The following is a 25,289-nucleotide window of genomic DNA, read 5'->3' as shown; positions in this document are numbered from 1 at the left end:
CATGCGCTGGCGAAGTGGGGTCATAGGAACCTCCTCCTATGACCACTCACCCTAAACGGCGGACCTTGCTGCGCTAACCACAACTCTCAGTCCGTCGCGCCAGCGACTTCGTTCAAACCGGCTTCGCGGAGAAGTGATTTTTGCCAATCGACGCACTGCGATGTTCGGGATAGGTCCTCAAAAGTCGGCATCGCACCATTTTTACGGTGGCGAGAATGCTCTAACTATCGCAATTCGCTGGTCGCGTGAAGTTGTCTCGATGTCAAGTCACGAGTTTGTGACGATCCCGCAAAGAAGTGGCCCAATCCTTCAAGTCCTGAATGCCTTTGAGGATCTCACTCGGCGCCGGGGTTCTGCATTGCGTCCGATGGAGGGGTCGTGAGCATCTGTGACGTCGCAGCACTTCTTAAATCCGACCTGAAAGGCACTGCAATCGGAGCCCGTCAGCACGGCGGCCCTGCGGATGTACTTGGGATCAATGTAATCGCGGTGGCGCTGCACCACTCCTGCAAGGGCTACCGATTCGAGAGCGCGCTCCCAGGTAGCCCGCAGACCGTTGTAGATGGCGATGGCTTCTCCGCGGTATTCCTCATCCCGGCTGTCGTCAAACAGCTGCTTCGCTGCGCATTCTCATGCCAACGGTACGCGGAATTCTTTTCCTGGACAAGATACTTGCAGCGGCGGCCGACCAACTCTGGAAGGGTATTCCGCCGCCAGCCCGCGGAAGGCGTGTCAGTGAAACCACGCGAATCCTGCGAAAGGCGAGCGACAAACTTCTGGAACCGATCCAGCTGTCCATCTTCGACAAATGCGCGCCGCCCAAGACCACGAGCAAGCCCCGAAAACCCCGCGATCGTCAACGACACCTGAGACCAGAATTCAGAGCCCAGGATTCGAAAACCCAGAGGAACTCCGAAACGGGCGCTCTCCTGCAGGAGACCAACGGCTGAAAGCCTTGTGATGCTGAACTTTGCCGTTCAAAACCGACGCGGAGTTCTGTCCTCTTTTTGCCCCCTTTTGCGCTCAAATCGGGCCTATTTTGGCCGTATTGGAGCGAACGGGAACGAAAAGCGAAGCGAGGCTTAAATCGCTTGAAAGGCTAGGTTTACCGGGAAAAAGTTGGAGGCGCGGGCCGGGATCGAACCGGCGCATAAAGGTTTTGCAGACCTCTCCCTTACCACTTGGGTACCGCGCCTTGGCAGGGCTGTCTTTATTCAGCGCTCCACATCGCCGTAGCCAACCCGGCTGGCGCCGGAGGGCGATTTGGAGCGGGAGACGAGATTTGAACTCGCGACCCTCGCCTTGGCAAGGCGATGCTCTACCACTGAGCTACTCCCGCTTACTGCAAGGTTGAGTATACCGGGCGGCTTAAAACGGGTCAAACCCCTGAAACTGCTTCGCCCCGGCCCCAAAGGCTTCTCAGGCAACGCCTCCCTGGGCGCCCAACCCCTTCTCCACCTTGATGATCTCCCCATCCCGCATGTGCAAAATGCGTCCGGCAATTGCCGCCGCTTCGGGATTATGCGTAATCATCAGCGTCGTCTGGCCCAGTTCGCGATTCGACCGCATCAGCATCTTCAGCACCGCATCGGAGTTCTTCGTATCCAGATTGCCCGTCGGTTCGTCAGCCAGCACAATCGATGGCCTTGTAATCAGCGCCCGTGCAATCGCCACCCGCTGCTGCTCGCCGCCGCTCAATTCTGACGGCCGGTGCTCCAGTCGACCCCGGATCGACAAAAGATCGCTCAAAAGTTCCAGATACTTATGGTCCATCGGTTCCTTGCGACCGCTCACCGTATAAGCGATTTCGATGTTGCCCATCGCCGAGAGTGTCGGCAGCAGGTTGAATTTCTGGAAGACAAAGCCAATCCGATGTTTGCGCAGACGGGTCCGATCCGCATCGCTCAGGCTGGCAAAATCGACCCCATCGATTACAACCTTGCCTTCGCTCGCCCTCGTCAGGCCGCCCAGCAGGTAAAAGAGAGTCGATTTTCCTGACCCTGAAGGCCCCACAATCGCAACGAATTCGCCCCGTTTCACTTCGAAGGAAACGGCACGCACCGCAGCCACCATGATCCGACCCGCGGCGTAAACCTTGCTCAGATTTTCGGCAACAATGATAGGAACGGAAGCGTCTGCCTGCACAGTGTTTATTGTAACTGTCGCATGCGCTTGGCCCTCCACGAAGCTCCAATCAGGCAAACGCATTCTGGCGTGCATAGTTCTTCAGTTCCACTTGAAATCCCATTCGCGCCCGGAATCCCACGTATCCATCCGGACGCAGGACAAATATCTTTCCGTCGTCGCCGAGCAACCGCCTTCCTTCATCGTAGAGATCCGATGTGGCCAGCGGCACGACATCGGCGTCGCGTAGTTCGTTTCGCATGGTTTCGATGTCGTCCTTATCAAGATTCAGGCCGAACACGCGATGCTTCGGAATAGTCCAATCCTCCAGTAGCCTCGTTCGCACGGCTCGATTCTGCAAGGGCAGATCCGGCAGGCGATCGCCGGCTCGCAGATGTCCGTCGCCTCCGAAATCCGCAACAATGGAAGACGAACGATATTCAATTGCAGTCTCGGATATGAATCCCACCGCATTCCTTTGCACCGGTGGCAGCAGCACGACGATCGGCGCAAATGTATCGCGAAGCTTCTCCACAATTGGATTCGAAACCGTCGCGAGCTTAAGGCCTCGCTCAGTAAACCGCAGAAGCGCCCTGCCCACTTCGCCTCGCTCTTCTTCATAGCTGTCTAGTAATGCGTCGTCGGCGCCGCGCGCTACGGCCGCAAGTTTCCATGCCAGGTTCGCAACATCCTGGATGCCCGTGTTCATCCCCTGCCCGCCGACCGGCGAGTGGATATGCGAAGCGTCGCCCGCCAGAAACACATTTCCGACCCTGTAGTGCTTCGCCTGCCGGTCCGTGACGTGAAACGGTGTCATCCATTCCGCAGAATGAATCTTGATTTGCACCCCAACGCGATCGACCATCCCCTGAAAATCCTCGACAGTCATCTCTCGATTGCTGTCCATCTTTGGCTGTTCATGCAAAGCCACAATCAAGCGAACGACCCGGTCGGTCAGGCGCGCCATAAACACCACATTCCCATGACTCACGTGCAGCGACAGCTCATCCTGCGGCAAATCAGGTCCCGTAATCTCCGCGTCGGCAAGGAAGAACGATATCCCCACACTTGCGCCTTCAAAAGCCGTTCCCGTTTTCTCGCGAACCGCGCTATGTGCACCATCGCAGCCAATCAACCAGCGCGGCGACACTTCGTCGGTACGGCCGTCCGCGTGCCGCAGCGTCGCCCGCAGCTCAGGCTCCTGCGTGAGTGAAATCAACTCAACTTCGCGCTCCGTCTTTATCCCCAGAGATTCCATATGGCCGTTTAACAGCACCTCGGTCTCCGACTGCGGAATAAACAGGGCAAATGGATAGGGGCTCTCCACATGATCCAGCTTGAAGTCAACAATCAGCTTGCCTTCGCTGTAGAACTTCGCCTCACTGAGCTTGCGTCCGTGCGCGACGGCCGCATCCGCAAGACCATACCGTTGAAACTGTTCCAGCGTGCGAGCCTGCACCACCAGCGCTTGGGAGTGCTGTGCCAAGTGGTTGGACTTGTCGATAATGCGCACACCCATCCCCATGCGCTTCAATTCGATGGCAGCCGTCATGCCGGTTGGCCCGGCACCCACAATCAAAACCGTGTTGTTCGCCATGCAGTCTGCTCCTCACCTCTATTACGATGCACAGCTGCTTTGCGTGGCGGCATCGCCCCCGGTTACATCCTGGAATCGATAAATCCGGGGTTTTGATGCACTAAACTGGGTATGTATCGATTCCACCGCAGGTCCCGTTCATGACATCGAAAGCCAATCTCGTCTCTTCAATTGAGTCGGCCGCCGCGAAGGCTGGCCTTAAGCTCGTTTCCACCTCCGAGGCATTCGATCTCAACGGCCAGCCCACCCAGGTCTTCCAGCTTGGCCTGCCCGGCCTCGATGATCGCCGCCTGCAACTGGAACTGACCGAGGCCTTTGACTTCGACAAGCCAGACCTGCTGCCCACGATGACCGCGCACCTCGCCGCCGAAGCAAAACGCCTTCGCAACCCGCGTCCTGATTGTTACGTGACTCTCGGCGGACTGCCGCTCGCCTTCGGCAAATTCCAGTGGCCCTTCCATCGCTCCACTTCCGGGGCTGACACCTACATCGTTCACGGCGAAATCTCGCTCGCCGACGGCGGCACGCATAACCTGCATGCCAAGGTCGCCGCCTCCGTCACCGTCACGTTTGCCGAAATCGTGCCCGCAATGGAACAGCCCTACGCCGAGACCTTTGTCTACAACGCCATTCGCAAGACCGTAGACTTCGGCCAGCTCGAATTCCTCAAGTCCGGCAACCGCCAGCCCGTTCCCGTCACCACGCGCTTCTACAGCCGCTGGCAAAAGAAGTTTCTCTTCACCGAGACTGACGACCAGGAGCGTTTGAAGTATCTGCTCAGCAAGGTCTACTGGCTCTCCGGCGTTCTCGGCAACGGCAAGCCCGTATGGATCTCCGATCCGCGCGACGGCCAGTACCTGAACACGACCGAGCAGGATCTGCTGCGCATGGCGGGTCACGAAGCCGGCGAAGGCTTGATGACACTGGATGGCGAGTATGCGGCAGCTACGCCACAGCTGATGGCGCGCGCAGCCGAGTACGAAGCTGCCCGTGACGCAGCCCTCAACTTCACCAAGCCGCAATTCAACGAGTCCATGCGCTCGGGCCACGCGAATATGTAGTGTGTTAGCCGATGAGAACGATCTTGCCTTGCACAGAACCTCCGGCCAGGAGTTCTACGGCTCTCTTTGCTTCAAGAAGTCCGAAACTTTGTGTAATCAAGGGGTCGATCTTCTTTTCCTCGAGCAATAAAAAGATCTTTGGCAAATCCTCCCGCAAAGGCTTCGGGTCTTTTCTGTAGAGCGCACTTACGCCGTAGAAAGTTCCTCGTCGGCCACGAAGGCGCGCGCCGATGAAAAGGTTGGCGAACATCGACACTTTGGAAAGAATTCCCGAGGCGCCCATGAAACCAAATCCAATCACGATCCCGCCCTTGCGCAGCGCGCCGATGCACGGGCCAATATTGGCACCACCGACTGCATCGAACACGTAGTCCACTCCCTTTGGTTCAAGGCCACGTGTAAGGCGGTCTATCCGCCCATTTCGGTAGTCGATCGGCGTTGCGCCAAGAGAACGTAGGATGTCGAATTTGGACGTTGAAGCGGCGCCATAGGTCTTTACTCCCGCCAGTCGTAGTAACTGAAGAGCCGCTGTTCCGACTCCTCCGGCAGCTCCAGTTACCAGGGCGGTATGGCCGTGCTGCACTTTCGCCACGCGATGAATCATTTGCCACGCAGTCACATAATTGAGGATCACCGCTGCTGCATCGCGATCTGAAACGGCATCCGGTACCGGTAGAAAGTGCTCGGCCTCACGAATGAGGAATTCCGCAAAGCCGCCGTAAACCGTGAGCGCGGCAACGCGCTGGCCAGGAACGAAGCCAGCGACACCGGAACCAACCGCGTCGACCACTCCGACGGCTTCATAGCCTGGAACAAAGGGAATTCTCGGCGCAAATGGATAATTCCCCGTCAGCATGATCAAATCCGTAGCGCCCACGCCGGCTGCTTTGACGCTGACGCGAAGTTCGCCTGGACCGGGATCCTCGATCGGAAGTTCGACGATCTGGAGGACTTCGGGGCCACCCTTCTTCGTCAACATCACCGCGCGATATGTAGCTGGCACATGTGTCCTTTTCTGAATTCGATGCAAGGATGCGCTCAAGCAGACGAAGGCGGCAAGGAAAACTGAATGCGTCTCCTCTTGGCGCGCCCGGTTTGGCCGATTATGGAAGCGTCGTCCCGCAACCCGAACAGAACTTCGCTCCCGCCACATTCGCCTTCTGGCATTTCGGACATGCAACCAGCGTGCCCGGCTGCGCGACCGCTGTTACAGGCGTATACGGTGGAGGAGCCGGCGTTCCCGCATAGGCGGTTTCGGCAACAGGCGGCACATTCCCTGTCATGTTCACCGGCTGGCCATAACCCGGCATCGAGATTCCCAGAGCCGCCGCGATCCCTGCCGCCTGGATCGCATTGAACTCCCGCACTCGTCCCGGCATGAAGAAGCACTCAATAAACCCAAGCACCCACGGAAACGGCGTCCAGCAGAAGCAGGCATACAGAATGCCCAACCCCGTCCGCCGCAGATAGAAATGGTGTATCCCGAACCCGCCCAGGAACAGCGCCAGCAAAATCCCCACAACCTCGTCGCGCCGTACGTGCTCGTACTGCTGGTAAAACACCGCTTGCGCATTCACATAAGGGGTGGTCGTCATGGCCGCATCTCCGGTCGTTCCTTGCATTAAAACATACGCAACCAGCGCCCCCTGAGTTCCCCGAATACCCTCACTCTGCCTGCGGGCGACGGACCGTTACTCCCGATTCCCGATTCGCTGATCCCTGATCCTTTAGCATCATAGGCGATATGACTACTCCCACCGCCTCCGCGAGCGGCACCTTCTACATTGGCGGCGACCTGCCCGTCCACCGGCTGGGTTACGGAACCATGCGCCTCGTCGGTGAAGGCGCCTGGGGTGAGCCGAACGACCCCAACGAAGCCCGCCGCGTTCTCCGCCGTGCCGTTGACCTCGGCGTTAATCTCATCGATACCGCCGACGCCTATGGGCCGGAAATCGCCGAACGGCTGATCTGCGAAGCCCTCTATCCCTATTCGGCGGACCTCGTCATCGCCACCAAGGGCGGCATCACGCGCCAGGGGCCCGCAAAGACCGAGTATGTCGGTCGCGCCGGCTACCTGATCCAGTGCGTAGAAATGAGTTTGCGCCGCCTCAAGCTTGAGCGGATCGAGCTCTATCAATTGCACAGAATTGACCCGCGCACCCCGCTCGAAGAATCCCTCGGCGCACTGAAGCAGATGCAGGACCAGGGAAAAATCCGCCACATCGGCCTTAGCGAAGTCACACCCGCAGAGATCGAACAGGCGCAGCAGATCGTCCCCATCGTCAGCGTGCAGAATCGCTATTCCCTCGCCGACCGCCGCCATGAGCAGACCCTCGCCTGGTGCGAGCAGCAGGGAATCGCCTTCCTGCCCTGGTACCCCATTGCCGCCGGCAAGCTGCTCAAGCCCGACCAGCCCTTCGCGCAGACTTTGGCGGAACTTGCTAAACACCACAACGCCACGCCCGCGCAGCTTTCAATCGCATGGCTGCTGCACCGCTCGCCCGTCATGGTTCCCATCCCCGGGACGTCGCAGGTAAGGCATCTTGAAGAAAACATCGCCGCCGCCGATCTCAACGTGAGTTCGGAGGAGTGGCGGAAGTTGGAGCAGGCTGCTTCCGCACCGGCTTAACCTTTGAACCTACAACAGCAATGCGGTGTGCTTCTTCGATCGCCTGCAGTAGCGATTCGTCGAATCCCAGGTTGCGTGACTGCTCGATTGTCAATTTGAGTTCGTTCTTGCAAGGCAGCGCGACATGCGGAAGGCCAGCAACCTCCGCAACGAGTGTGCCGCTCTCTGCATCCGGCCACAGAACGAATGACCGCTCATCCTCAAAATCGTCCTTGCAATAATCCTTGTCGGCCGCTGCATAAGTCGCCTGTAGCTCCGGCAGCATCAATGGAGGTGTTCCATCTTCATCGCCGAGCTCATTCTTTGATAAGGACGCCCCGGCGGACTTTCCTACCAGCGCGCTCCAATCCACCTGTTCGCCAATCTCGATGTTGAAGACAAGGACGACCAGATCGTCATCCGGATGTGCGGTTCCGCAATAGAAATCATCCGATGCCACCATGCTCAGGAATCGCGGCCCTTGCATGGTGACCTTGACCGTTCTCCCCCATTCGCCTTCATTGAATCCCTTCGACCATGCGAATTTCCCCGATATGCAGTCCTGCACTCTTTTGGCGAATTTCCTGTTCAAATTTGCGAGCGTCTCGTTGATACGCTGCTCTGCAGCATTGGTCGGGTGCACAATCAGCGGCCACGCATCAACGTTCTCGCGCAGTTGTTTCACGCGCTCAACGCTGATAGGCGCACCGCCCTCCACATGGCCACGCTCTCTCGAACTCTGCGCTAGCCCACGCAGGCAAACAACAATCAACAACCACAGCACCGGTAGCGATCGCGCCACACGCTTTGCGAAAAACGTTTTCACACCACGCGAAGTCATTTCGCCTGTGTCTCCTTGGTGTCCTTGTCATCCTTCTTCTCGCTCGGCCGCGGCGTCAACGCAGGTGCCAGCGGATCGCCCCAGATATAGTGCCCGAACCAGTTCTCGTTCTCCTCCATAACCGCTCTCTGCTGCTTTGGCTTGTTGATCGGATGTCCAAATCCGTCATAAAGCACCATCTTCACCGGAACGCCGTGATCCTCCAGCGCCTGCCGCAGTTCAAAGCTGTCCGGCACCGGCACGCGCTTGTCCGCACTCCCTTGCTGGATCAGCGTTGGCGTCTTCGCCTTCGAAATGTAACTGATCGGCGACGTGACCTTGTATATCTCCGGATCATCCCACGGCGTCGCGCGCAGATACTGCACCGTGAACGGGGTAATATCGGTGTTCGTGTAATACGTCATCCAGTCCGAAATCCCAGCGCCTACGCTCACCGCCTTGAACCGGTCGCTCGACGTGGTGATGAACGCCGAAATATATCCGCCTTCGCTCCACCCCATCGAACCCACACGGTCCTTGTCCACATATCCCTGCGCGATCAAATAATCCACACCCGAAATCACATCCGCATAATCGCCCACGCCCAGGTTGCGCACATTCAGCGCGCGAAACTTCGCGCCGTAGCCAGCCGACCCGCGATAATTCGGCCGCAGAACAAGCGCCCCCTTCGCCACAAACCGCTCAATCGGGTAATAGCGATCGGCGCTCACAAGCGGCATATCGATTCCCGTCGGGCCGCCGTGGATCACGACGAGCAACGGATAGTTCTTCGTCGGCGAAAAGTCCGCAGGCTTGTACAGCACGCCCTCGATCTCCGTTCCATCTCCAGACTTCCACCGCACTACCTCGCGTTTCGCTACGGTGAATTCCGCCTCCTGCGCTCCCGCGTTGGTCAACTTTGCAGGCGAGCCGCCCGCCAGCGCACTCGAGTAGATCTCCGCGTATCTGTTCGCGCCCGCCGCGCGATACGCCACACGCCTGAAGTCCTTTGAGAACGTGAATTCCCCCGCGATCTCGCTTCCCGGCATCTCCATCTTCTTCAACTTTCCGCTCGCGGGATCAAGCAGGTACAGCGACGAACTCATCTTCCGCAGGCCTGAAAAATAAATCCCCTCCGGCGCCCACTTCAGCAGATCAGGATCCTCATCGAACGCATCGCTCACAACGCGCGGCGTCCCGCCATTTGCGTCCACTACCGCAATCTTCTGGTTTGCATAAAAGAAGTATTTCTCGCCATTCGACGTCGCATATGCAATCTGCTTTCCGTCCGGCGACCACTGCGGATCGGAATCGGGCCCCGGCGTATCCACAATCTTCTTCACTGCGCTATCCGCAATCGACACCAAGTAAATGTCCTTCGAGAAGGAAGAAATCAAATCAGGATCGCGCGCCGCGCTGAATGCAATCCGCGTCCCGTCCGGCGAAAACGAGAACTCCTCTACGCTGAATGTGTCTTCCTTCGTCAGCTCCTTCGGCTCGCCCACCGCACTCACGCGCCCTGCCTCATCCGTCTTAGGCAAATCAACGAGCCACAGATGATCCATCTCGTAGTCCGCGCGAATCACGTGATAATCGCCGAAGCTTTCCTTGCGATCCTTCATCGCCTTCGACTCCGGAGCCTCTGCCGAAAAGGCAATGCGCTGCGAATCCGGCGCCCAGTCGAACCCGCCCACACCCTTCTCCATTTTCGTCAACTGCTGCGCTTCGCCGCCGTCCGCAGGCATGATCCACAACTGTCGTTTCTCCGCAGGGGATTTTGGCAGCGATCCCGGCCGGTCCGACACAAACGCGATCCACTTCCCGTCCGGCGACCACTCTGCCGGATTGCACGAGTGCCCTGTTGTCGTCAGCCGATGCCTTTCGCCGGTCGCCACATCCGCGATCCAGAGATCCGTCTCAAATGCATTCGCGTCCCAGTTCGTTCGCGTCTGCTCGTACACCACGCGCTTTCCATTTGGAGAAATCTTCGGTGACCCGACGCTGTACATCTCCAGCGACTGGTCTATCGTCGGCGCCTTTGCAGCCATCTGGCCCTGACCAGCGCAGGTCAACGACGCAACCGCGGCAACCAACATGAAAATGCGAATCAAAGAGCAGCTCACGGGGAATCTCCCTCCAGAATTTCTCGAAGTATACCCCGCTGAAACCGAGGCTGAATCTTTCCCGCCGCTTTTAGAAATCGGCGTAGGGGAGAGTCGCCTCTCCTCCCCTGCCACACCACCGGACAAGCGGGTCCGCATCAGGCAGTTCGATGAGTTGATCCTCTGCCGACACTTTTGCCAGCAGGCCGGTGATGGCCGGAGTGGACCTGCGCACGGTCGCTCGGCTCCCTGGTCACAAAACTCTGCAGATGACGATGAGATACGCGCACATACCGCAATTTCACGAATTGGCGGCGGTCGAGCGGTTGTGTAAGACTGGCGAAGGAAACGAAAAACGAAGTGACACCAGAAGTGACACCGGCGCAAGTGAGGGGTTAGATAAAGTAGTTTAAGGATGAATGCAAGATCAACAAGATACAATGGTTACTGACAATCAGGGCCTGTAGCTCAACGGTTAGAGCAGGGGACTCATAATCCCTTGGTTGGGGGTTCGAATCCCTCCGGGCCCACCATTGAATCAACTACTTGCAAACATCTCATCTGCTCAGGCTGCGTCGTTGTGACGTGGATTGTGCCATGCCAGCACCAGTCCCGATTTCTTCGGAGCAGGTGCGGGGCGTTCGTTGACGATTGCCCGTACCCTTTCCAGACTCGGATGCTGATAGATCATGGCCGTCTGCGCGTTGGTATGCCCCAAGGCGCGCATGACGAGGGCAAGATCGCCCGTTTCCCCCATGACCTTCGTCGCGAACGTGTGACGGGCGCTATAGAGCTTGATTTCCTTCGATAGCCCTGCTGTGTCACGTGCCTCCTCAAAAGCCTTGGCAACCGTGGTGACGTGCCCATCTTTTGAGTCGGACGGGAACACCCAGCCTTCCAGCTGTCCGTTGCGCCGAGTGTCGAGGGCTTCAATCATCCTCTCGCTCATCACAACGTACCGCCGAGAACGCGGGGTTTTCCCTTTCGGGATGAAGATCGTTCTGCGCTCCCAAGAAATATCTTCCCAGCACATCCGGAAGACTTCGCCTGGGCGCATGCCTGTATCAAGCATGATGGTTAAAACATCCTGCAAGGGCTGCTTCGCCGCTGCGAGAAGTTTGGTTTCTGACTCGTTGTCGATGATTTCCGAGCGCCCCTGCTCCTTGGCGAGCTTGATTTTGGGTGTCGCTCCGATCAATCCCCATTCGGTGGCCTTCCCCAGCATTCTCCTTAACGTCCGGAGCGCGCGATTGGCATTCGCCGAGGAATGCTTGAACCGGAGCGCTTCGGCGTCATCAGTAGAGATGTGCCCGAGTCGTACGCACGCGATGGGAGTCATCGACAACATTTTCCATCCGGACTTGTAGTACTTTTTCGTTTCGAGTTCCAAGCGGGTCGTATCGACCCAAGCGAGAAACCGTTTTGAGAAATCCGCTAGCGTTTGCGTTCTGCGTTGTACAGTCAGCCTCCGCTGCTTCGCCTCATTCATGAGCTGGGATTCGATCATGCGGGCCCTCGAAAGGATCTTCTCTTTCGTGGATCCACGATAGCGACGCCCATCAACGGCGAAATCGAAATGGTAGACTTCGCCCCGCTTATAGAGAGCCATCGTGCTCCTCCATGAATGCCCGCACGGAAGGGATGCGACGGTTCTTTTCGACGTACCGAGATACGTCGTCCACATCATAGCGGATGGACCCTTCCAGTTTGTGCCACACGGGACCAATGCCGACGTTGCGCCAATAGCGGAGCGTGCCCTCGGGGATGCTCAACATCTCTGCCAATTGTTTGCTCTTCAAGAGTTGAAGCGGCTTCATAGCCCCATCCGCCCCTGTGCGCCCCAAGGTGCGCCCGTCACCTCACCTGGGGCGCAGCGACGCGCAGAGGCTTCAATTCGTCTGTACGTCCCTGTACGTCTCGATGTTTTGCACACATGACGTGCCCCCCCGTGCAGCCTATTTGAGTGCATCCAATACTGCAGACGTACACGACACGTCCCGGTATTTTGCGCCCCATTTCGGATGACGTACATAGGATTCGCGAACACCACTTGCCCCTCACTTTCAATCCGAATAGCCCAAACTGCCCAAGCAGCACCCCACGTCCGATGTAAGTGTGGATACGTGCGCCCTTTGCACATGCGTCCCAAATCATCGTTAAGGAGACGAGAAGGGGACACGTCCTCAGGATTTCAGCTATCGCCCCCACCAGCGTGAAGCTGAAAAGCCTTGAGGTATCGTTCCTCATCCAATTCGATTGAGATAAACCCATCGAAAAAGGTCGGCTGAAATTTGAAATCGCGCATCTTGTTTTCCATCAAATTCCACCAGATTGTCGACTTGAGTAATTCCCACACAATGCCCGAGGCAAACTTGGGAAACAACTTGATTGAACGCGCCGTTGTGATGCGCCGCGCGCCCTTGGGAGCCGACAGCAACAACTCCTTCGTAAGGTATTTCGACAAATAGCGCGTAACGTTCGCAATCGTCACTTGCTTAATAAAAACGATGCGTCCGCCGCCCAAGCCCGCCCAGGTCTGAGAAATCCAAGCCTGTGGAATGTACCGATCGAGCAAAATATGGAGATGCGGCACACCCGCCTTCGTAAACTCCAGAACGCAGATGTAAGGAGGAACATTGCCATACCGCCGCCTGAGATATTCGCGAAATTTATTGAAGCAGAGCCGCAGATGAGGAACCGCGAATTTTTTCTCCTGAAATTCGACCTTCTTCATATCCACAGTGAGCGTGAGGAAGTATTTGAGCCCCAACCCCTCAGCCGTGCGACGGATGGCAGCACGAGCCGTACGAGCCTTGCGCGGCCCACAATAGGAGCACGACCAGGAGCCACAATTAAGGCGACGGAAATTCCTGCGACCCGTTTTCGGATCGACTCCCCGGATGCTATAGCGCCCGCAGAACTTTCCACGCCCTACCGGGCGACGGTAGTAATCCGGCTCAGTGTGCCCCGTGTGTTGATTATTCTTTAGTAAGTCAAGTGAAGGAGAACCCGCCGCGCCAAGCGCGGATAATTCAGGGGCTTCGCCCCCGAACCCCCAGGAAGGCTTTTGACCCTTACCAGCAGGCAGGGAAGGGCCACCACAGTCCATAATGGCCCATTCCTCACCCGCTGGCATTGCAGTTTCCCACGTGCTGTATAAGTCGCTGGACAGAGCCTTCCGGGAACTGGAGCCAGCACTACTTCCCTCGTGAGATTCTGCAAACTCGATGGGCGCTATAGTGCTACACATTGCGCCCGTCCTCGGAGACCATCGCTCGATAGCTGTTCCAGAAATGATGACCCGTGGCAGCCATGAACTCGATGCCGACGTGGTAGTTTTGCTTTGGCCTTCTAGAACTCTTGGACATTGATCTTCCTCCGCACGAAAAGCCACACAGCGATCATGCGCAGCTCGCGGAAAAAGCCCGCTTAACATTCTCTGGAGGGCGAAACGGCAAAAGAAAACGCCGGAATTACCTCCGGCGCTTCTTTGAATTTCAGGAATGTAATTGTAGATTTTTATTCTTCTCGTTCGATACCCTTGAATCGCCTTATTTCCCCGCCGCGCTGAACAGCGTATTTGAAAGTCCAATGAAATAGTTCCCGGCCAGCTATTGCATCAGCAAGCCTTTGAACTCTGGTCTTATGGGCTTTCAGGACTCGAAAATCAAGATCACGTAGAGTCTGTGAGATAAATCCCTCGTGTTTTTGCACAAACTCGGCCCCTTTAGGATCTTCGGTCTTAAGAAAATCGGCGAGTTCCTTGTTTGTTTTCTTGGGAAATAGCTCTCGTAGGTTGAGGAGTTGCCCGCACACGCGCATCAGTCTCGATGAAAGGGCAAGGAAACGATCTGGATCAGAGTCGGGATTGAATTGCGTTGGCCTTCCACGGGGTCCCTTGGGAAGCATCCCTGCGATGGCTTCCTTGAGGAATCTGCGCGTAGCACCAGGGCCGGACATGAGGCCCTCGACTTGCGAGATTGCCTCGTTGATATCACCCGCGTTCTCGCGGCGCTCTACAATTCGGCCAAAAAGAAACTCCTCCAACTCATCAGGCACGTAGACCAACTCGCAGACCTTCAATATGAACTCCCTGTTTTTCTCCTTTAGCAGCGAATCGTTGGTAGTAGCCGCGTTTAGACCGCCGAGAATCGTACCTCCCATTCGAATCATGTCCGCTATCGTAAGAGGTTTCTCAAGGCCTGAAACTTCCATCACTCTGAGCGGAGCGCTGAAGAGAACAACCAATCCTTTCGCAAGTCGTCTCGCCTCTTTATCAGTGACCTGATGCTGATCCGATTTAGTCATTAGCCGGGCCTTTTCGTGAGTGAATCGTTCATGTGCGAATTAGTCTAATGAGACGCCTGAACTCCTCGTTATCGGATGCACTCTTCCACTGGTTCACGAATTTGCAGACGACCTGCAGGTTGTCGGGCTCGTAGTGTTTCGATGAATCTATGCGGTCGAGTGAGTAGCGGCATTGATCATCACCGGGCTCATCATCGAGCAGCATTTGCAGGCCTGTCAGAGCGCATCGGCCTTGCTGCTTCTTCATAAGCCCAAGCGCATATTCTTGCGCAGCCTTCTCGCTTCCAAAGAGAAAACGCTTGTCTTTCGTCAGTGAAATGACGGTCTGCCCGCTCTGGATTGCCGTCTGTTGAGCCGTCTTGACCATTCGCGCAGCAGTCAGCTTCATGCGCTCCTCTGCAATCTCCGCCGCGCTAAAGCTCTTTGCAGCTCCTTTACCAGAGCCCTCCAGCTTTTTGCGCCAATCAGGAAGCTGATGCCAAGATGAAAGGTCCTCTCCTGCAATCAGCGCTTGAACGTAGCGAGCATTATCCCCGCGTACGGGCTGGAATGTTCCTTGGTTCATCAAGAACATCTTGGCTCTCGGATGAAGTCCATCCCAGGGCAGCTCTCGCCCTTTGCCATCCTTGCAGGACCATGCCTTACACGGTTTGAAGTACACATAGATTTTTTGACTTCCAAAGGACGGGTCCGGCTCAGGCCGAACATCGGACGTTGCCTGATCTGGCTTTGAGATTGTCCACCAGAGTCTTTTAGTTTTGGTATCGTTATGGAGCCAAATATCACCCGCTGTTTCATTGAGCAACGTGATCTCGTTGTACCAGCGAGTTGCGGTTCCGGGGGCGAGTGGCTTTCCGCCACGATTCTTCATCAACCGGATCGATTCTCGTACGTACCCCTCATGATCTCTTCTCTGCCAAAAAGGATGCACTCGCTCATCGTCCATAACCGCAATTGCATTCCGCGTCTGACACTCAGACCACGCCCAATTGCCGGAGCCGAAGTTGGCGATGAACGTCCTCATTGTCCGTCACTTCCTCCTAACCCTTTGCGAGGTATTCAATCTCGAATCGCAGACCGTAAGAGGCTCTGAACCATATCGAATAGGTCCTTGATTAAAGGTGAACTCGTTAGGCGAACAAAGCGCTCGTGTCCGGGGCGAATCGGGTACTTGCGAAGAAAGATTTTCTTCTCTTCTTCTATGGAGATGAAGAAATCAAGGGTGGGGTATTCAATCCCCTCCCAATCCGCTTCCGCCACAGAAGCCAAGGTTGCGGAGTCAAAATAGGTTCGTGACTCATTGTCAAACGAAAAGCCAAAGCGCCTCATGATTGTCAGCTCTTCGAGCGCCACCTTATAACAAACGACGCCGAACAATGGGGACTGTTCCCCTCGGAGGTCGCGAATTTTAGTGGCCTTCAACTCTGCCCTTTTCAAATCCTTTCCTGTGCAATTTCCCTTTACTTCGATGATGCAGAGTGAATCATCCTTTCTAATGACGCACTGAGTTCCGAGCTTACGTATATGGGAATTGGGTCGGCACAGAACTATATCGAGTTGGCCCGCATCGCTCGTTCCGTCCGAAATTGTTCCCTTGACGATTATCGGCTCTGGTTCTGAACACGACTTCAGAGTAGCAATCAAGAAATCCTCGCGGACCTCTCCTTTCATTAATTCATGGGTGATGATCTCTGAGATTTCATACTGTCCCAGGAGCATGTTCTCTGAATACTGGTCAAATTCATCAAATTTCATGGCTTCTCTTCACCCCAGACGCGGGCGAGGGTGGTCTGAATTTTTCTCTCGAAGCGAGCAATCAATTCGCGGTTTCCTGCGACAAGCGCTTGCTCGGCTTCGATCTCCGCGACGATGGATTGCTGCATAGCAAGAGGAGGCAAAGGAAGCTTGAAATCCAAGACATCTGACTTGGTGATGTTCGGGTCTTTGCGGGTGCTGTTTGCGACCCTCTTCCAATACTCCTTTGAAGCTACAAGGACAGTGTTCAAAAAGTAGGGGCTTACTTCTGGTGTTGGAAGCAATGCCGTCATTGCTTGGTTTTGAGCCGCCTCGATCTCAAGAACACCTGTTCGTCCAATTTGATTAAACCCGCCATACATCGCGATGAGTACTGTGCCCTTCGGCAAGATGCTGAGGCTGGTCTCCTTCAGCGCTTTTGGCGTAATCATCTCGTCTGTCGATCTGATGGGCCCATCTGTCAGGTCAAGTGTCTTTACCCATGGGATGGTCCCATTCTTGAAATACTCGACTTGACCTCTGGATGGGGTAGTGCCGGATTTTGTCGAGAAAATATCCCTAAGTGGCACCAAGGGCCAATCAGGGTGGATGGGGATATGGGGGCGGTAGTTGTCAAGGACGGCGCGGGCACCGTCGATGACTTTCTGGTAGCCTTCAATCTCCGCAACAATCTCCTTCTGCACCTCAATCGGCGGCAGAGGGATCTGATAATCCTCAACGATTGTCTTTCGAATGGATGGTGGCTGGGATTCACTTGCCCATTTCGAAATGTCAAATGTGCTGAGGTATGCGAATAGGTAATCCGACAACAATCGTGCGGAGTCTGGCACTATCCCCATGACGTTGTTGTCGTATGCTGATTCGCACGTCAGAATTCGTTTTTTGTTCGTTGCGATGGCCGCGCCGATTTTCGGAAAGATGACTGTTCCTTTAGGGAATGCTCTTGCTTTGAGCTTGTGAAGAACATCCCTGCTGACAGTGTTGTTCCAAGAAACTACTTCTCTTTCATTGCCAGGAATGTTCATATCGCTGACTTTCAGAAACGGAATCTCATCAATGGTTGTTCCTTGGTGCTCCAATGGAAATCCATATCCACTCTCCACTGCCGCAACATCCTTGATCGAAACGAACGGCCAGAAAGAGGTTGTAACAATGCCCTCTCGATAGCGCTCCCCACTGAGGTTGAAATCGCCATCGGCGCTAATCTTTTCCTTTGGCACGATCAGCCCGTGAGAAAGCCGGAGGTCGGAAAAAAGCTGGTGACTGCGAAGGGCGTGAATGTACGCACCGATCTCAGCTCTGACCTGCGGCAGGTCGCTTCCGTCCATGGCACGACGCTGGGCGCCGAGGCCGAATCCATCGTTTTCGATCTTGAAAAAGCCGATAGTGGTGCTCTGTTTCCCGAGAGATTTGTCAAGGATGAGAATGGAGGTCTTTACGCCTGAGTAGGGGTTGAAGCAGCCAGCCGGAAGCGAGATGACGGCGACGAGAGAGTTCTCAACCAGCATCTTGCGTAATTCTTTGTAAGCGCCCTGGCTCTGGAAGATGATGCCTTCGGGAACAATGATTCCAGCGCGCCCATTGGCGGTGAGATGTTCAGCCATGTAGTCGACAAAGAGGACTTCGCTACGCTTGGCGTCAATTGAGAACCGCTTGTGTGGCTTAATGCCTCCCTTTGGCGACATGAACGGCGGGTTGGCAAGAATCACGTCTGCAAGCTCATTCCAGCGTTCTTCCTGGGTGAGCGTGTCGTACTCGCTGATATGCGGGTCAGGGAAGCCATGCAGGTATAGGTTCACCAGCGACAGCCGGACCATGTCTGGTGAGATGTCGTATCCCTTAATATTCTCAGCCAGACGGCCCCTCTCATCGGGCGTAAGTCTCACCTTTCCCGTTTCGTCGGTGTTGGCACGGAGAATGTGCTTGTATGCCGAGATGAGGAATCCGGCAGTGCCGCAAGCTGGATCAAGAATCGTCTCGCCCTTCTTCGGATCGACGATGGAGACCATGAAGTCGATGATGTGACGCGGGGTTCGGAATTGGCCAGCGTCCCCCTGCGAGCCAAGTACAGAGAGCAGATACTCGAAGGCATCGCCAAGGCGCTCGGAGTGGTCATAGCTGAACTCGTTAATGACTTTGAGGAAGCCCTTCAGAGTCTCCGGGTCGCGATAGGGTAAATATGCGTTCTTGAAGATGTCGCGGAAGAGAAGCGGAATGCCGGGGTTTTCGGGCATCTTCGTGATGCCTTCGGCGTATAGGCCGAGCATTTCGTGACCACCCAAGCCTGGATACATGAGCTTGGCCCATCCATAGCGAGCGAAGTCGCCCGTAAAGAACTTGCGATGACCGCCAAATTCTTCAGCCTCTGCGTCCATGTCGTCCATGAACTTGTAAATCAGAGCGATGGTGATCTGCTCGACCTGTGACTTGGGGTCGGGGACTTTGCCCACGAGAATGTCTCGGGCGGTGTCAATGCGTCGTTTGGTATCTGTGTCGAGCACTCGGCTCCTTTATGGCGCGAACTGATTCAGCCAAACGTAGTCCTTGACGTACTCGGGGATGATTGTTCGGTAGGCTGGCGGGACCGCCCTGAAGTCTCGAGTTGAGAACTTGGGGTTGGTAGCAAGGTCGGTGAATTGGCGTGTGTCAATGATGTGGCGAATCTGGTCACTGGAGACGTAAGCCTTGAAGTAGTCCTTGATAGCTGGGATGGCGTCTGACTCCTCGGGCTTGCGATCGGCGACGAATTTAGCGAACTCCTCTTCTAGCAACTCATCCTTGGTTTTGAATTTGTGAATGAGACCGAAGGCCTTTTCCAAGATTTCGCGTAACGTGAGGCGGCGGTCCACGCCGGCTGCGCGGCGCAGCTTCTCCAGCGTATAGAACTCCTCGGGTTTGTTGAGGACTTCGTGGCTGACATAGTCGAGAACATGATCGCCATTGGCGAGCTTCGATAGCGGCGTTGACGTGCGGATTCTCGCGGATGGCATTCTCGAAGTTTCGAAAGAATTCGCGGTCGATCCGCATTCCCTGTGGACCAACGGGCTGCTCCTTGATGGTAGTGAGGATGTCTTCGCCGATATGTTTGTAGGTGCCCGCGATGACCACGGGGCCGATTCCGTCTGGTGGCCTGTCGGGACCACCTGGGCCAGGCTGCGGAAGCCGGATAACTTCGTCGTAATTAAAGTCCTCTTCAAAGTATTGGCAGGTTGCGAAGAAGTCGAATAGCTTGTAGGCGGTCTTCTGGCATTCTCCAAGGTCTGCCTTATGCGCTTTGTCCTGAAGCTCTTCGAGAAAGTTGTGCTTGCGTGTGCCTCGTCCCTTGATCTGGATGAATTCAGTGGGGGAAAAGATGGGCCGGAAGAGTCCCAAGTTGAGGATGTCGGGACAGTCGTATCCGGTGGTCATCATACCGACAGTCAGACACACGCGGACCTTGCTTGTTTTGTAAGTGGGGAGGAAATTTGCGCTGCCGAGGAGTTTGTTGTTGGTGAAGTTGATCGTCATCTGCTGCGCATCTTCGACTTGGGACGTGACCTGGACTGCGAAGTCGGATTGATACTTGCCCGGAAACATCCGGTCGGCCATCTGGTTAAGTATCTGCGCGATTTTAGCGGCATGGTTCTGGCTCACCGTGAAGATGATGGATTTGCCGATTTCACCACTGATTGGGTCCCGAAGCGCGTTCTCGATGAAGGTTTTGCAGATGAGTTCGTTGGTTCCTGGAGCGAAGAACTTTCGCTCGTAATCCCTTTGATCGAAGGCTGCAGACTGTTCGTCTGCGGGGCTGTCTGTGATGTTGACGATGAAGCCCTGCTCAGAGAGAAGCTTTGTGGTGATGTCGGTCCGAGCATCCACAACGGTCGGATTGACAAGGAATCTCTCCTTTACCCCGTCAAGCAAGGTATAGCGGAAGGTGGGCTGGCTGTCCTCGCATCCAAAGGTTCGGTAGGTGTCGAGCAAGAGACGGCGTTCGTATTCGCGCGGGTCTCTGGTTGTTGGGTTCTCTTTGTCGAATCTCTTGAGGTAGTCCCGTGGGGTTGCCGTCAGGCCGAGCTTGTAGCCAACGAAGTAATCAAAGACAGCGCGGGCATTGCCGCCAATGGAGCGATGCGCTTCGTCTGAAATGACAAGATCGAAGTCGGTTGGGGAAAAGATGGTCTGATACTTGTTGTTGACAAGAAGAGATTGGACGGTGCTGACAACGATTTCAGCCCGATTCCAATCGTCACGGTTCTCTTTAAAGATGACTGTCTTATAGTCAGGGGCGAGTAGCGCCGCAAAAGCCTTCTTCGCTTGGTCCTCAAGCTCAAGACGATCCACGAGGAAGAGCACGCGGCTGGCATTTGCAGAGCGCAGGAAGAGCTTGATGATCGCCGCGGCAGTGAGGGTTTTCCCAGTGCCAGTGGCCATTTCAAAGAGAAACCTATCCTTACCAGCTTTCACTGCTGCCTGGACGGCGTGTACTGCGTTCTCCTGGTACGGACGCAAGAAGCGCAGCTTGTTGGCCTCGACATAGCCTGGGCGCTCTGCTTCATTGATCCACGCGGCTTCAGTTTTGTAAGCGGGGCGCTGCGTGAGCACAATGTAGTCGCGGTTTACAGGTTCTTCGATGAGCCGATTTGGGTCAGGCTCAACACGCTGATAGCCCTCTACTGATTTCGGAGTTGGAAACGATGTGATGACGTAGGGGTTTCCGCGTTCCAAATCCCAGAAGTAATGTAGATTGCCGTTCGAGAGAATGATAAAACGGCAGTTCTGCGCGCGGGCATATTTTCGTGCCTGCTCTTTGCCGACGAGCGGGTTCTTGTCTTCCGCCTTGGCCTCAAGCACGATAAAAGGAAATCCACGGTCATTTAGCAGGAGGAAGTCAATGAATCCGTGCGGCGTCCTCTCGAAGTTCTCGCCAAAGGAGCTTAGGTGATCTGGATTGAGAGTTGTTGTATGCTCCAGTCGGATATTGGCTGGTTTTCCATCCTCAGGGAAGAAGCGCCAGCCTGCGGCATCGAGCAGCCGATTGATCTTGATGCGCGCTGTTGCTTCCTTCATGCTCGTCAGGGCCCCACATGCATTCGGTGAATTGCCTCCTAGGGCAATTGCGCAGACGGGTCAGTCCGAAATTCAATTCTTCTTCTTATGCACGCAAGGATAGCACTCGGCAGTGCCAAGTACGCCGCTGGTGCCGCTCTTCCGGTTGGCGCGCTTTGGGAGAGTAGGCAAACACCTCAGCTTTGCTCGAGAGAATTAGGCATCCGCCCGATCTTGACTTCTCATCGTATAATCGGCTTACTGCGATTGGATCAAATGAATCAAAGCGATTTTCATCTAGAGAAAGCCCCGATTGTTGAGGCGATAATCGCAATCGATATAGGGCCAGTTCTGAGCGATGAATCGATGACAGCCGTCGAAGGGGCTGCAACAACACTTCAGGAAGACTATCCCCAGTCCGAACCATTGACACAAGTGCACGTTCAGTTTGGATTCGGACCAGGTATGTCTCCGCTTCCTCAGCAATCTTCAAAACAAGATATTGGTCGAAAATACGTCAGTAGCGACAAAAGACAGCTTGTCGTCTTTCGCCGGAACGGATTCAGCTTCAGCCGCCTTCCTCCCTATCAGCGGTGGGAGAATTTTCGAGATGAGGCAAAGCGGATTTGGGGTGTCTACCGGGCCGCCATAGGTCCTGTGCCAATTGTGCGTTTTGGCCTGAGATACATCAACCGAGTCAATATCCCTGTAGGGAAGCCCGTGGACGACTTTTTAAAGCTCTATGCAGAAGTTCCCGGTAACCCGGATGGATCATTGCGTACCATAAACTCATCGTATATACGTGTCGATAGTATGCTTACGGAAATACCTGCTGGTTATCTAATCATTCAGCAGGCGACTCTTCCTCCTGAAAGGATGGATCTGGCAACCCTCTCGCTTGACTTCGACATTAGCGTGAGCCCGAATCCGAACCCGACAGAAGAGTATGTCTGGGACACGTTGGAAACAGCAAGAAGGGTCAAGAATCAACTATTCATTGATTCACTAACCCCGCAGTTTTTGGAGACTTTTCGATAATGGCTGCACTGGCGCATCCAATCTCTACATTGCATTTGCCACAAACAGCTCTTCCCCAGCAAGAGCCCGACCCGCGTGTCTCAAATACGGCAGATGAAGCCGAGTATCTGGAAAGACTTCACACGCATGTATACGAAATGATCAAGTCACTTCGTCTTAGCCAGATCAAAGCCCTCGATAGCGATTTTGCGCCGTTTGCTAAGCAGCTAGACGGGTTGTGCAATTTGGCAGAAGGCTGGGACGGTTACGATGCCCCCAAACCTTCACCGCAAGCGATAAAGGTGGCCAGAACAATTCTGGAAAGAATGCAGGAAGAGTTGGTCAAGCCGTACTGGATTAGTGCCTCCGCTGATGGCGGAGTCGCATTTTCATTTATGGCACCGGGTGATCGACGGGCGCAAATCGAAGTCCTGAATAACGGCGAGAAGTTTGCTCACCTCTACGATCTCAACGGCGATTCTCATACCGAGGATTGGACCGAGAATCTCGAGCAGAAGCCTTTCAGAGAGCTGTTGGAACCGATCCTGAACTACATTCAACTCTAATCCAAATGCCACCAAAGAAGCGCGGGGAATTGCCAGCAGATCAAGTGTTTGATCCAGCTGAAAGGCTCTATCGGAGGGTTCCTCCAGAATGCCTCAGTCCGCTGGGCGAGGTTGTCCCAAGCCTCATCGCTTGCTCGTTCGGAGACACTATCAAGAAATCTCCCTCGGTAGTGAGATCGAAATACGGCACAGCAGAAGACGTGCTGCACGCAGATTGTGCGGACGGGAAGGACGTATGCCGTCAACTCGTTTTCTTTTTGATAGTCGAGGAGCTACCCAGAGGTGTCGTGTCCGGGAATAGGGAATTGTTTGACTTCTACCCCTTCCATGATCCGGAAGACAGTTGTTACGCACATTCTGTGATCGCCTGTAAGAAGAAATCAAATGCTGCTGGTAGCTACGACCAGCCTACGACTGGTGTGCGGAACAAATTAAAGGCGAAATTCGTCTCAGCGTTTGAAAATAATCGGATAGCAGTAACCCCCAACAATAGCGCAGACCCAAGTGCATCTTGAAAGCCGCGAAAGTTGTCAGGCGTTACTCAGGAACCCGTACCAAGGTGCGCTCCTAATTACAATCACCTCGTTCTTATATCCAGTGCCGTCAGCACATGCCTTAACCGCCGTAGCCACTTTCTGCAAATCGTCAATTCGATTCGTGGAATAGTAAAAGCCGGTTGGAAGCCGCTTTTCGCCTCCTGTGCTCAATATTCGGTTTGTGAACCCGTGTGTCGATAACGCATCATGGAGCATCTTGTAGTCCTCCGGCCATCGAGCACCATGCAACTCCACCCGAGCGAAGAAGTCGGCCATACGCTCTCCCTTGGATAGCGGTTCTACAGACAAAAGGCTCTGTCGCTTGCCCTTCAGATTCTAATCTAGTCTGGTTACCGCACTTGAAGTCTGATGCCATTCCTATCTCTGCATCTATGAAGCATTTATTTGTGACATGTTTGTGACGTTCGCACTCAATTGCCCCCAACTTCGCCAACATATCCAACATCAAAGAACTCTTCTTCCGTGCGGGCCTTTGGATATTTCGTTATTGTTTTCAGTGGTTTGCGTTAGTTGCGCGCAAGAGTCCTGGCAAAACTCATAATCCGTGGGTCTGGCCATCATTCGCTCGCTGCTTATTCAGTGATCGGGACACAGTTGCGGGAGCAGATTTCTTACTCTGATGCTGAGGGCATGTCGTGACGGCGCCTGTGACGTCTTTGTGACGTGCAGGTTCAATCGAGCCCAACTGTGCCAACAAAATCAACAATGGGAGAACGTCCTTCCGTGCGGGCTTTCGAGTGATTGTGTCAATGTTTTCAGTGGTTTGCATCGGCTAAATCCAGATGCTCCCGGCAAAACTCATAATTTGTTGACTTGTGACGACTTTCCGTCTCAATATGTTTCAATTCTGTTTCCCCCCAGGAACTGCTTTTTTAAGCTTTGGAGGTCTCCCATGGCGAAGTTTGTTCATCCGCTGGGCGCGGGCGATTGGCATATGGGCGGAGGCATTGCCGAGCATCATGCGCGTGGATCAGCTGAGCATGACTACCAACATCTCAACGGCGTTGACATGATGATGAACCATCCGGGCGAGCAGCTTCCGGTATACGCGGTGGCCGACGGCGTGCTTACTGTACGAGACACGCGTCACGAAACAAACAAGGAGTGGGTGTACTCGCATAATGCTGGAACCATGGGTTACAAAGCGCACCTGAGAGGGGCTGAAGATACCTACTTCTATCGCCACATGGAGCGAATGGCGCCGGGTCTCCATCCAGGCGACCGTGTCGTATCGGGTCAACTGATCGGTTGGACGGGCGCGGCGGCCACCGGCGGAGCGCATCTTCACTTCGCCTGCCATCACGGCAACACCGAACAATTCCTGCAGGATGCAAGTATCGATCCGGCCGACTATGGCCATGTGCCCGGACACGATAACACCACCTCTCCTGCACACCCAGATAAGGACGGACCGGTGAGTCGTCCAGACGCTCGCGATGGCGATGCGTCTCGCCCTTACTCGATGCCCGACGATCGCGGCGCCCACTCTCGTCAAGATCATGGCCGCCCTGACGGACATAACCTGTCCAGTCACCCGAACGACGGACATGCTGTCTCTGGTGCCGGTCACCCGAACGACGGTGGAGTCGTGGCCGACCCTGGACATCCACACGATGGAGGCGTCGTTTCTGATCCTAGTCATCCGCAAGATGGCGGAGCTGTCTCCGGTGCCGGTCACCCGAGCGACGGCGGAGTCGTGGCCGACCCCGGACATCCACACGACGGCGGAGTCGTTTCCGATCCTAG

The 25,289-nt window shown here is 55.1% G+C and carries 22 protein-coding genes and 3 tRNA genes; 6 read left to right on the top strand and 19 right to left on the bottom strand.

The genetic code is table 11. The features are described from left to right. Positions 1-1,120 precede the first annotated feature (1,120 nt). From WCA10_RS19840 to WCA10_RS19825, 4 genes are all read right to left on the bottom strand, one after another. Positions 1,121-1,195 (bottom strand) — tRNA-Cys (locus WCA10_RS19840). A 69-nt stretch (positions 1,196-1,264) separates the two neighbouring features. Then, a tRNA-Gly gene (locus WCA10_RS19835) sits at positions 1,265-1,339 on the bottom strand. Positions 1,340-1,419: 80 nt separating this feature from the next. Beyond that, positions 1,420-2,073 carry an ABC transporter ATP-binding protein gene (locus WCA10_RS19830; RefSeq protein WP_472824255.1) on the bottom strand — a complete coding sequence of 218 codons (654 nt, stop codon included), beginning with the start codon at positions 2,071-2,073 and terminating at the stop codon, positions 1,420-1,422. A 121-nt stretch (positions 2,074-2,194) separates the two neighbouring features. Continuing rightward, positions 2,195-3,721 carry an FAD-dependent monooxygenase gene (locus WCA10_RS19825; protein ID WP_472824254.1) on the bottom strand — a complete coding sequence of 509 codons (1,527 nt, stop codon included), beginning with the start codon at positions 3,719-3,721 and terminating at the stop codon, positions 2,195-2,197. Positions 3,722-3,861: 140 nt separating this feature from the next. Between WCA10_RS19825 and WCA10_RS19820 the strand changes: the two genes are divergently transcribed. Next, on the top strand, positions 3,862-4,782 hold the full coding sequence (locus tag WCA10_RS19820; protein ID WP_472824253.1) for a hypothetical protein: 921 nt from the start codon (positions 3,862-3,864) through the stop codon (positions 4,780-4,782). Positions 4,783-4,786: 4 nt separating this feature from the next. On the opposite strand, the gene WCA10_RS19815 is transcribed toward WCA10_RS19820, so the two are convergent. Both WCA10_RS19815 and WCA10_RS19810 read right to left on the bottom strand, forming a co-directional pair. Continuing rightward, a complete protein-coding gene (locus WCA10_RS19815) occupies positions 4,787-5,785 on the bottom strand; it encodes a zinc-binding dehydrogenase (RefSeq protein WP_472824252.1) in 999 nt (332 codons plus the stop codon). Between the two features lie 100 nt (positions 5,786-5,885). Then, on the bottom strand, positions 5,886-6,377 hold the full coding sequence (locus tag WCA10_RS19810) for an NINE protein (RefSeq protein WP_472824251.1): 492 nt from the start codon (positions 6,375-6,377) through the stop codon (positions 5,886-5,888). Between the two features lie 149 nt (positions 6,378-6,526). Between WCA10_RS19810 and WCA10_RS19805 the strand changes: the two genes are divergently transcribed. After that, positions 6,527-7,411 carry an aldo/keto reductase gene (locus WCA10_RS19805; protein ID WP_472824250.1) on the top strand — a complete coding sequence of 295 codons (885 nt, stop codon included), beginning with the start codon at positions 6,527-6,529 and terminating at the stop codon, positions 7,409-7,411. Here the strand turns inward: WCA10_RS19805 and WCA10_RS19800 are convergent. From WCA10_RS19800 to WCA10_RS19790, 3 genes are all read right to left on the bottom strand, one after another. Beyond that, positions 7,353-8,231 (bottom strand): polysaccharide deacetylase family protein, encoded by an 879-nt coding sequence (locus WCA10_RS19800; protein ID WP_472824249.1) that lies wholly within the window; start codon positions 8,229-8,231, stop codon positions 7,353-7,355. The two genes, WCA10_RS19805 and WCA10_RS19800, sit on opposite strands and share 59 nt — an antisense overlap. Continuing rightward, positions 8,228-10,333, bottom strand: a complete 2,106-nt coding sequence (locus tag WCA10_RS19795; RefSeq protein ID WP_472824248.1) for a S9 family peptidase — start codon at positions 10,331-10,333, stop codon at positions 8,228-8,230. The genes WCA10_RS19800 and WCA10_RS19795 overlap by 4 nt, the downstream gene beginning before the upstream one ends. Before the next feature lie 70 nt (positions 10,334-10,403). Next, positions 10,404-10,547, bottom strand: a complete 144-nt coding sequence (locus WCA10_RS19790; protein ID WP_472824247.1) for a hypothetical protein — start codon at positions 10,545-10,547, stop codon at positions 10,404-10,406. Between the two features lie 222 nt (positions 10,548-10,769). On the opposite strand from WCA10_RS19790, the gene WCA10_RS19785 reads away from it, so the two are divergent. Then, positions 10,770-10,845, top strand: a tRNA-Ile gene (locus WCA10_RS19785). A 32-nt stretch (positions 10,846-10,877) separates the two neighbouring features. Here the strand turns inward: WCA10_RS19785 and WCA10_RS19780 are convergent. The 10 genes from WCA10_RS19780 to WCA10_RS19735 form a co-directional block, all read right to left on the bottom strand. Next, positions 10,878-11,921, bottom strand: coding sequence for a tyrosine-type recombinase/integrase (locus WCA10_RS19780; protein ID WP_472824246.1), 1,044 nt, complete (start codon positions 11,919-11,921; stop codon positions 10,878-10,880). Beyond that, positions 11,908-12,129 carry a helix-turn-helix domain-containing protein gene (locus tag WCA10_RS19775; protein ID WP_472824245.1) on the bottom strand — a complete coding sequence of 74 codons (222 nt, stop codon included), beginning with the start codon at positions 12,127-12,129 and terminating at the stop codon, positions 11,908-11,910. The genes WCA10_RS19780 and WCA10_RS19775 overlap by 14 nt, the downstream gene beginning before the upstream one ends. A gap of 374 nt (positions 12,130-12,503) precedes the next feature. Then, positions 12,504-13,448 carry a rolling circle replication-associated protein gene (locus tag WCA10_RS19770; protein ID WP_472824244.1) on the bottom strand — a complete coding sequence of 315 codons (945 nt, stop codon included), beginning with the start codon at positions 13,446-13,448 and terminating at the stop codon, positions 12,504-12,506. Positions 13,449-13,554: 106 nt separating this feature from the next. Then, entirely contained in the window at positions 13,555-13,680 is a 126-nt protein-coding gene (locus WCA10_RS19765; protein WP_472824243.1) for a hypothetical protein, read from the bottom strand. Between the two features lie 151 nt (positions 13,681-13,831). Next, positions 13,832-14,620, bottom strand: coding sequence for a hypothetical protein (locus tag WCA10_RS19760; RefSeq protein ID WP_472824242.1), 789 nt, complete (start codon positions 14,618-14,620; stop codon positions 13,832-13,834). Positions 14,621-14,648: 28 nt separating this feature from the next. Next, entirely contained in the window at positions 14,649-15,425 is a 777-nt protein-coding gene (locus WCA10_RS19755) for a hypothetical protein (protein ID WP_472824241.1), read from the bottom strand. Between the two features lie 254 nt (positions 15,426-15,679). Next, the gene (locus WCA10_RS19750; RefSeq protein ID WP_472824240.1) at positions 15,680-16,375 is read right to left on the bottom strand and encodes a DUF6602 domain-containing protein; all 696 of its coding nucleotides are present in this window, start codon (positions 16,373-16,375) and stop codon (positions 15,680-15,682) included. Beyond that, entirely contained in the window at positions 16,372-18,876 is a 2,505-nt protein-coding gene (locus WCA10_RS19745; protein ID WP_472824239.1) for an N-6 DNA methylase, read from the bottom strand. Before WCA10_RS19745 ends, WCA10_RS19750 begins: the two co-directional genes overlap by 4 nt. 9 nt (positions 18,877-18,885) lie before the next feature. Next, positions 18,886-19,146 (bottom strand): hypothetical protein, encoded by a 261-nt coding sequence (locus WCA10_RS19740; protein WP_472824238.1) that lies wholly within the window; start codon positions 19,144-19,146, stop codon positions 18,886-18,888. A 1-nt stretch (position 19,147) separates the two neighbouring features. Then, positions 19,148-21,424, bottom strand: coding sequence for a DEAD/DEAH box helicase family protein (locus WCA10_RS19735; RefSeq protein ID WP_472824237.1), 2,277 nt, complete (start codon positions 21,422-21,424; stop codon positions 19,148-19,150). A 255-nt stretch (positions 21,425-21,679) separates the two neighbouring features. Between WCA10_RS19735 and WCA10_RS19730 the strand changes: the two genes are divergently transcribed. The 3 genes from WCA10_RS19730 to WCA10_RS19720 form a co-directional block, all read left to right on the top strand. Next, positions 21,680-22,441 carry a TIGR04255 family protein gene (locus WCA10_RS19730; RefSeq protein WP_472824236.1) on the top strand — a complete coding sequence of 254 codons (762 nt, stop codon included), beginning with the start codon at positions 21,680-21,682 and terminating at the stop codon, positions 22,439-22,441. Beyond that, the gene (locus WCA10_RS19725; RefSeq protein ID WP_472824235.1) at positions 22,441-22,986 is read left to right on the top strand and encodes a hypothetical protein; all 546 of its coding nucleotides are present in this window, start codon (positions 22,441-22,443) and stop codon (positions 22,984-22,986) included. Before WCA10_RS19730 ends, WCA10_RS19725 begins: the two co-directional genes overlap by 1 nt. A gap of 1,449 nt (positions 22,987-24,435) precedes the next feature. After that, positions 24,436-25,289, top strand: an 854-nt coding sequence (locus WCA10_RS19720; RefSeq protein ID WP_472824234.1) for a peptidoglycan DD-metalloendopeptidase family protein, incomplete at its 3' end; no start/stop codon positions are given.

Origin of the sequence: Occallatibacter sp. (assembly GCF_049582745.1) — a bacterium.
Lineage (GTDB): Bacteria > Acidobacteriota > Terriglobia > Terriglobales > Acidobacteriaceae > Telmatobacter.
Note: the sequence above shows the minus strand (reverse complement) of the source record. Positions and strands in the feature narration are given on the sequence as shown.